Origin of the sequence: Prevotella sp. MGM2 (assembly GCF_002933955.1) — a bacterium.
GTDB lineage: Bacteria > Bacteroidota > Bacteroidia > Bacteroidales > Bacteroidaceae > Alloprevotella.
The window spans coordinates 1-8,447 of the sequence record NZ_BEWW01000328.1 but is presented as its reverse complement, the minus strand read 5'-3'; the positions used below and the strand labels follow the sequence as shown (position 1 = coordinate 8,447).

The following is an 8,447-nucleotide window of genomic DNA, read 5'->3' as shown; positions in this document are numbered from 1 at the left end:
ACAAATTTAACACTTTTCTCAAAATTCATGCACCGTGTTTTCGGCTTGACCCCAACGAAGCCGGTTATGGCCCTAACTTCGAGAAAGCTTATGATTTTGTTAAGGCTTATGACACCACTCGGCCGGTGCAGTATGAGCGCGGCGGCTATGACAGTAAGACGGATATTTATTGTCCCATGTATGTGGGGTATGGTTATTGCGAGAAGTATTCCGCTGACGACGCCCTTACCAAACCGTTCATACAATGTGAGTATGCCCATGCCATGGGGAACTCCATGGGAGGCTTCAAGGAGTATTGGGAGCTTATCCGCAAGTATCCCAAATATCAGGGAGGCTTTATCTGGGATTTTGTGGACCAGGGTTTGCTTGTGAGGAATAAGGAGGGGCGCGAAATCTTTGCTTATGGCGGTGATTTCGGCCGTTATCCTGCTTCCGACCATAACTTCAATAATAACGGCATTGTTCGTCCGGACCGCAAGCCTAATCCCCATGCCTCCGAGGTGCGTTACTATCATCAGAATATTTGGACGGCGCTCACCGATACCGTCCGTGGGGAGGTGGAGGTCTACAATGAGAATTTCTTCACAGACCTTTCCAACGTCAGTCTTTATTGGGATTTGTCCGAAAACGGTACGGTGGTGGCAGAGGGACTGGTGCCGGATTTGGTGGTTGGGCCTCAGCAGCGTGTCAAAGTTCTTTTGGAAGGCTATCGTTTTATGAAGCCGGCAGAGGGTAGGGAACTGACGCTCCGTGTGGCTTACCGCGAGAAAATGCCTTCGCCGCTCATGCCTCCGGGTTACGACATCGCCCGCCAGCAGTTTGTTCTGGTGCCTTACGGTTTCTCCGATGTGCTGGCTGCAACGGCAGACGCGGGGGAGAATCCTTTGCCTGTTAAAAAGGAAGAGCAGCTGGCCTGCCTCACCCTTACGGCCGGGAAAATGGCCGTAACTTTCAATAAATCGACAGGTTGGGTGGATTATATGGACGTAGAGGGGCGGCCGATGATGGAGGCCGGCTACTCATTACGTCCCGACTTCTGGCGCGCTCCTACCGATAACGATTACGGTGCCGGCATACAGCGTAATATGGCTCCCTGGAAGGCTCCCGGCATGCAACTCAAGAAGTTTGAGGAAGCGGCTTGCGCTGAAGGCCGGCAGGTGGTGGTGCACTATGAGTTGCCTGATGTGAAAAGCCGTCTTGTTATGACGTATACTATGTTGCCTGAAGGCCGTCTTGTTGTTAACCAGCATCTTATTGTTGATAAGAATGCGAAGAAAATGCCTGGTTTGCCTCGTTTCGGTATGCAGATGGTGATGCCCGGTGAGTATGATATTGTGGAATATTACGGCCGTGGTCCTGAGGAGAATTATTCTGACCGCCACAGCGCTACTTTCCTGGGACATTATATTCAGAGTGTGGCTTCGCAATATTGGGGTTATGTGCGTCCTCAGGAAAGCGGCAACCATACTGATGTGCGTCGTTGGACTGTACGCAACGCCAATGGGTACGGGCTTACCTTCTATGGTCCGAAACCGTTGGAGTGTGCTACGCTCAACTATCTTACAGCCGATCTTGACGATGGTATGATAAAGGAGGATACACAGAGCCATTCCGGCGACCTTGTTCCTCGTCCGTTCAGTGTAGTGACTATTGCCGACCGCCAGATGGGATTGGGATGCATTGACAGTTGGGGAGCCTGGCCGATGGAGAAATACCGTATTCCTTACGCTGATCAGAGCTATACTTTTGTTGTGGAACCTTCTCGATAATTTTACACATTTACTACTAATAATAGACTTATGCTGAAGAGAATTTTAATTGCATGTTGTGCGTTTGCCGCCGTTTTGTCGGCAACGGCTCAGGCTACAGACGGCTATCGGCTGGTGTGGCATGATGAGTTTGATTATGACGGTCGTCCCAATCCTGATTATTGGGCTTTTGAGAACGGTTTTGTACGTAATAACGAGTGGCAGTGGTATCAGGCGCAGAACGCCGAGTGCCGTGACGGTTTGCTGGTCATTACTGCCCGCCGTGAGTCGAAAGAGAATCCCGGGTATAATCCGGCCAGTGAAAAATGGGGCGAAAAGCGTGAGCGGATAGAGTGCACCTCTGCCTCAGTCATTACGAAGGGTAAGAAGGAGTTCCTATATGGCCGTTTCGTTGTCCGGGCCCGTATTCCTGCTGCCCGCGGTTCGTGGCCGGCTATCTGGTTTAAGGGATCGAAATATCCCTGGCCTTCCTGCGGTGAGGTCGACCTCATGGAATTTTATCCGCGTGGCGGTCATGCCCAGATCCATGCCAATGCCTGCTGGGGCGGTGACAATGGTAGCAAGTGGGATTCGCAGGCTGTGCCCTTTACTCATTTTACGGAAAAGGATTCGCTCTGGGCCACGCAGTTCCACGTGTGGCGTATGGACTGGGAGAAGGATTATATCCGCCTTTATCTGGATGATGAGTTGCTTAATGAGATAGACCTCACGAAGACTGTAAATAGCAAGAAGTCTGCCGGTGCGGGCGACAATCCGTTTCACACGCCCATGTTCCTCCTGCTTAATCTGGCTATGGGCAGCACGGGAGGCAAAGTGGACGAAGCCGCCTTGCCTATGCATTATGAAATTGATTATGTGCGTGTGTACCAGAAATAGCAGGCTTTATCTTTAAAAGAAGGAAAGCATGAATAATCCCGATGTATCAGACATCGGGATTATTCTTTTTATGTGGTGTCAGAAGTGGATGTGTCAGACAGTGTGGTCACGTGTCTTTCTGAACTTCATGGGGAGGGGGGCTAAATGTAATGCACTGTTTTATGTAAATAAATGCTAATAGTGTGATGTCTGCCGGTATTCCTGTAATTAACATTTTTAACTTTTGAAACTTTCAAAGCAGGCTCAGAATCCCAGCCAGGCCCTATCTGTATGACGGGAATAGAGATGATTTTTATTCGAATACGGGGATTTTAAATTGTAATACTTGGAATTTTTACGCGGATAAGACCTTTTTTTCGCTGAAAATCTACGAAAAAAGCCGCCTTGACGGGGCGGCTTTCTATTCTAGGGCAAAGATACAACATCAACGGCCCGAAAGCAAGAAATGTTAAATGTCGGAATCCGGTCCGTAATGTTTATTTTTCTGAATAATATTTAAGAAACATGAAGGATTCGTTTATTCCAAATAAGTGTATCCGTAGAGTCCGGAGCGGTAGTTGGAGATAAATTCCTTTCCTTCCTCAATGGTGATTTTTCCTTCCTTTACGGCTTTGCTCACCCAGCTTTCCAAACGGCGCACGAGGTGTTTGGGGTCGTATTGCACGTATTCCAACACATCGGCAACGGTTTCGCCGTCGATGGTCTTGTCAATGCTGTAGCCCTCTTCATCCACTGTGATGTGAACGGCGTTGGTGTCGCCGAAGAGGTTGTGCATGTTGCCCAGAATTTCCTGATACGCGCCTACAAGGAATACGCCGATGTAATAGTGTTCATCGGGTTTTACGGGATGGAGCGGCAGATAGCTGGTTTGCTGGTTGTGGTTGACGTATGTCGATATTTTACCGTCGGAGTCGCAAGTGATGTCTTGCAGGGTAGCCGATCGGGTAGGACGTTCGTCCAGCCGCTCTATCGGCATGATGGGAAACAGCTGGTCGAGCGCCCAGGCGTCGGGCATGGACTGGAAGAGGGAGAAGTTACAGAAGTATTTGTCGGCCATCATCTTGTCCAGCTTTCTCAATTCATCGGGCACATGCTTCTGGTGGTGTACCAGTTCGGCGATTTCGCTCGATATGCTCCAGTAGAGACTTTCGATCTGCGCCCGCGTGCGGAGGTCTATGATGCCATGCCTGAAGAGGTCGAGCGCCTCGTCGCGGATGTCCTCCGCATCGTGCCAGTCCTCCAGCATGGAGCGGGAGGAAAGCTTGTCCCATATTTCGGTGAGGTCGCGCACCAGCTGGTGGTCGCCTTCGGAAGGCTGGAAATCCTCGGCCATGTGTGGCATCGACACGCTTTCCAGCACATCAAGAATGAGTACCGAATGGTGTGCCGTGAGTGAACGGCCGCCTTCGGTGATGATGTTGGGGTGGGGAATGTTGTTCTTGTTGGCAGCGTCCACAAAGGTGTATACACAGTCGTTGACGTACTCCTGTATGGAGTAGTTGACCGAACTTTCCGAATTGCTCGAACGTGTGCCGTCGTAATCAACGCCCAGTCCGCCGCCGCAATCTACAAATTCAATGTTGAAGCCCATGGCATGGAGCTGTACGTAGAATTGCGCCGCTTCGCGCAGAGCCGTGGATATGCGGCGTATTTTGGTGATTTGGCTGCCTATGTGGAAATGAATGAGTTTGAGACAGTCGTGCATGCCCATATCATCGAGCAGATGCAAGGCCTCCAGAAGCTCACTCGAGTTGAGGCCGAACTTTGAGGCATCGCCGCCGCTTTCCTGCCATTTACCCGATCCTGATGTGGCCAGTTTGATGCGTATGCCCAAATTGGGACGAACGCCAAGTTTTTCGGCCGTTTGGGCAATCGTGACTAGCTCAGGCATTTTTTCAATGACAAGAAACACGCGCTTGCCCATTTTCTGCGCCAGCAGGGCCAGTTCTATGAAGTTCTGGTCCTTGTGGCCGTTACAGATGATAAGGCTGTCGCTGTCCATGTTAGTGGCCAACACGGCATGTAACTCCGGTTTCGAACCGGCTTCGAGGCCTAGGTTGTATTTCTTGCCGTGGCTGATAATTTCCTCAACCACCGGGCGCATCTGGTTCACCTTTATAGGAAAAATGATGAAATGGTCGGCTTTGAAGTCGTATTCCTTTTCTGCCCGTGCAAAGCAGTCAGCCGTTTTCTCAATGCGGTTGTCAAGTATGTCGGGAAAGCGGAGCAACACCGGGGCGGTGATGTCGCGCAAGGCCAGTTCGTCTACCACCTCCTTGAGGTCTACACGTACACTGTTCTTGCGTGGCGACACATAAGCGTGCCCCTTGTCGTTGATGCCGAAGTAGCTCACGCCCCATCCTTTGATGTTGTAGAGTTCCTCAGAGTCTTCAATTCGCCATTTTCTCATGTCGTATGGTGTAAGAGTATGTTTGCTTGTTTATAAATAATCAATAAAAATATATGCGGTAATCCTATGAATGTGCGGGGCCGGCCTGTGCCTGCGCCTGCGGTTTAAGGCAGCATCTTGTTACGTATGACGTCAACGATGTAGTTTACCTTATCGAAAGAGTCAAGCACGTTGATGTCGATGACGTGATGGGCTTTTTCATAAAAAGGTGTGCGTAGCGCCAACTGTTCGGTTACGAAAGTCTTCAACTCTTCCGGATTTTTCCCCTTCAGAAGCGGTCGTTCTCCCCGGCTCATGGCTATGTGGCTGCATAGCGTTTCGGGCGAAGCCTTGAGGTAGCATGTTTCCGTCAGGCTGTTCAGGTAGTCCATATTGTCGAAGAAACAGGGTGTGCCGCCGCCGCAGGAGAGCACGATGTTTTCAAATTCCGCCACTTCGTGAAGCATGCGGTTTTCGAGGTCACGGAATTTTTCTTCGCCGCTTTCGGCGAAAATTTCGGGTACTTTCTTTCGGAACCGTTCCTCGATGTACCAGTCGAGGTCGTAGAACGTGCGTCCCAGCGACTTGGCCAGCGCTTTGCCGATGATTGTTTTTCCGGCACACATGTAGCCGATGAGGGTAATGCTCTTCATGAGATGAATGTTCGGATGACTGGATGTTTTGCCGCAGTTGGCCGGTGACAGCTGCCTGCAGTTGTTATTTCTTTTTACCGGCTGCCGGTTTGCGTCGCGGTTTGGGCGTTTTTTTGCTTTCCTCTTCTATGATGTTGCGGCACTCTTCCAGTGTCAGTTCGGCCGCACGTGGTGCCATGGTTTTGGGTATTTTATAGTTGTTGCCCTGATAGGAAATGTATGGGCCGAAGCGCCCGCTGCGCACTTCCATTTCCGGTTCTTCTTCAAACTGCTTGAGGTGGCTTTTGGCCTCTGCGTCGCGTTTGGCCAATATGAGTTCTTGGGCGCGTTCGAGTGTGATTTCAAGCGGGTCTTCTCCTTTTGGGATGGAGACGTATTTCCCGTTGTGCTGCACGTAGGGACCGAAACGTCCGGCACCGATGACGATGTTTTTTCCTTCAAATTCGCCCAATGTGCGTGGCAGGCGGAAAAGTTCCAGCGCTTCGTCAAGTGTGATGGTGCTGATGCTTTGTCCCGGCTTGAGCGTTGCGAAGCGCGGCTTTTCCTCTCCTCCGGCCGCTCCTATTTGTACCATGGGCCCGTAGCGTCCTATTTTTACCGAGACTACTTTGCCGCTTTCGGGGTCGTTGCCCAGTTCGCGTTCACCCACTTTGTGATCGTTCTTTTCGGCCAGTGTTTTTTCCACTTGCGGGTCAAAGTCGCCGTAGAACTGGCGGATGAGTTCGGTCCAGTTCTTTTCTCCTTCGGCCACGGCATCGAAATCCTTTTCCACGTTAGCCGTAAAGTTGTAGTCCATGATTTCCGGGAAGTTATGTAGCAGAAAGTCGTTGACTACCGTACCGATATCCGTCGGGATCAGTTTGGCTTTTTCCGCGCCTACTTTTTCCTGCTTCATCGTGTCGTCAATGTCGTTGCCAGCCAGTGTGAGGAGATTGTAGCTCCGTTCGCTGCCTTCCTTGTCGCCTTTAACCACGTATTCGCGCTGTTGTATCGTTGATATGGTCGGGGCGTAAGTTGAAGGACGGCCTATGCCGAGTTCCTCCATTTTGTGGACAAGTGAGGCTTCGGTGTAGCGTGGAGGCTGTTGTGTGAAGCGTTCCTGCGCCGTTATTTCCCGTCGTGTGAGCAGTTCTCCTTCAGTCATTGGCGGGAGCAGCCGTCCTTCGCTTTCATCGGAGTTGTCGGTGTCGAAGCTTTCGCGGTAAACGCGAAGGAAACCGTCGAAGATGATCACTTCGCCCGTTGCCACGAATTGCTGTTCGCATCCGGAGATGTTGATGGTGGCTGTTGTCTTTTCCAACCGTGCGTCGGCCATCTGGCAGGCGACGGTGCGTTTCCAAATGAGGTTGTAGAGGCGTTTTTCCTGTGCCGTGCCGCTGATGGTTTCACGGTTCATGTCGGTAGGCCTGATAGCTTCGTGAGCCTCCTGCGCTCCCTTGGCATGGGTGTGGTATTGGCGGCGCTGGTGATAGTCGTTGCCCATTTTTTCAGTGATGACAGGTCCGCAGGCGTTGAGACAGAGCGCGGAGAGATTCATGGAGTCCGTACGCATGTAGGTGATGAGTCCGGCTTCGTAGAGGCTTTGCGCCACGCGCATCGTCATTGCAACGGGGAATCCCAGTTTGCGGGCCGCCTCCTGCTGGAGCGTCGATGTGGTGAAGGGCGGTGCCGGTGTGCGCTTGGTGGGGCGTGTAACGATGTCGGCTATGCTGAATTCCGCTGTGCGGCATTTCTCCAGAAAGTCCATTGCCTCGGCTTTTGTCTTGAAGCGTCTGTTCAGTTCGGCCTTGAGTTCTGTTTTTCCATCGGCAGTAAGGAACATGCCAGCCACGCGGTAGGCCGCTTCGCTCTTGAAGGCTTCTATTTCGCGTTCGCGTTCCACAATGAGGCGTACAGCCACGCTCTGCACGCGACCGGCCGAGAGGCTTGGGCGTACTTTGCGCCACAGTACGGGTGAGAGTTTGAAACCCACCAGGCGGTCGAGCACGCGGCGCGCCTGTTGCGCGTCAACGAGGTTGAGGTCGATGTGGCGCGGGCTGTTAATGGCAGCCATGATGGCCGGTTTGGTGATTTCATGGAAAACGATGCGGCGTGAATTGGCGGGGTCGAGTTTGAGCACTTCCGCCAGATGCCATGAAATGGCTTCTCCCTCGCGGTCTTCATCGGATGCGAGCCAAATGGTTTCGGCTTTTTTTGCTTGTGTCTGCAATTCGTTCACCACCTTCACCTTGTCGGCAGGAATTTCGTATTGCGGTTGGAAAGTGGCCAGGTCTACTCCGAAATCCTTTTTCTTGAGGTCGCGGATGTGACCGAAGCTCGACATGACCTTGTAGTCCTCGCCGAGGAATTTCTCGATAGTTTTCGCTTTGGCCGGTGACTCTACTATTACTAAGTTCTTTTGCATGGTCCTTTTTTGATTTTGCCCGCAAAAGTAGGAAAAAAAATGCGCGTACACACATTATATATAAAAGAAAAACTAAAAACGGGGAAAAAGTTTTACGGGCAAGGTTGCCAAAACCGTTATGCATGACTGTTTAAGAGAGGATGATGTGTAGTATTGGATTATGGTGTGTTGTCATTTTTCTCAGGGGGAGGTAGCAGGGATTTTTGTTTTCACGGCCGCTGTCGGCTCTTTTTACTTTAACATATTTAACTTTCCGCAACACTTCGGAGTGTTAAAATATAGGTTGTAAATAGTGAAGGAGAAAAAGTCCGTATTGGATTTTTAACACGAATACTTGGAATTTGAATTGCAATACG

The 8,447-nt window shown here is 51.0% G+C and carries 5 protein-coding genes; 2 read left to right on the top strand and 3 right to left on the bottom strand.

Features of this window, described 5'->3' with window-relative positions:
• Nucleotides 1-1,769, top strand: a 1,769-nt coding sequence (locus C5S62_RS13220) for a glycoside hydrolase family 2 TIM barrel-domain containing protein (protein WP_133159593.1), incomplete at its 5' end; no start/stop codon positions are given.
• Between the two features lie 30 nt (nucleotides 1,770-1,799).
• Complete coding sequence (locus C5S62_RS13215) at nucleotides 1,800-2,645, top strand: family 16 glycosylhydrolase (RefSeq protein ID WP_104405786.1); 846 nt, start codon at nucleotides 1,800-1,802, stop codon at nucleotides 2,643-2,645.
• 517 nt (nucleotides 2,646-3,162) lie between these two features.
• Here the strand turns inward: C5S62_RS13215 and speA are convergent.
• The 3 genes from speA to topA all read right to left on the bottom strand — a co-directional run bounded on the left by speA (nucleotide 3,163) and on the right by topA (nucleotide 8,091).
• Nucleotides 3,163-5,055 carry a biosynthetic arginine decarboxylase gene (gene speA / locus C5S62_RS13210; RefSeq protein ID WP_104405785.1) on the bottom strand — a complete coding sequence of 631 codons (1,893 nt, stop codon included), beginning with the start codon at nucleotides 5,053-5,055 and terminating at the stop codon, nucleotides 3,163-3,165.
• 104 nt (nucleotides 5,056-5,159) lie between these two features.
• On the bottom strand, nucleotides 5,160-5,687 hold the full coding sequence (locus tag C5S62_RS13205; RefSeq protein WP_104405784.1) for a shikimate kinase: 528 nt from the start codon (nucleotides 5,685-5,687) through the stop codon (nucleotides 5,160-5,162).
• Between the two features lie 64 nt (nucleotides 5,688-5,751).
• Nucleotides 5,752-8,091 carry a type I DNA topoisomerase gene (topA, locus tag C5S62_RS13200; RefSeq protein ID WP_104405783.1) on the bottom strand — a complete coding sequence of 780 codons (2,340 nt, stop codon included), beginning with the start codon at nucleotides 8,089-8,091 and terminating at the stop codon, nucleotides 5,752-5,754.
• Nucleotides 8,092-8,447: the final 356 nt, after the last annotated feature.

Excerpts from the sequence above, each read along its gene's own strand:
- C5S62_RS13215 (WP_104405786.1), top strand. The coding sequence starts at position 1,800 with ATGCTGAAGAGAATTTTAATTGCATGTTGTGCGTTTGCCGCCGTTTTG.
- speA (WP_104405785.1), bottom strand. The coding sequence starts at position 5,055 with ATGAGAAAATGGCGAATTGAAGACTCTGAGGAACTCTACAACATCAAA.
- C5S62_RS13205 (WP_104405784.1), bottom strand. The coding sequence starts at position 5,687 with ATGAAGAGCATTACCCTCATCGGCTACATGTGTGCCGGAAAAACAATC.
- topA (WP_104405783.1), bottom strand. The coding sequence starts at position 8,091 with ATGCAAAAGAACTTAGTAATAGTAGAGTCACCGGCCAAAGCGAAAACT.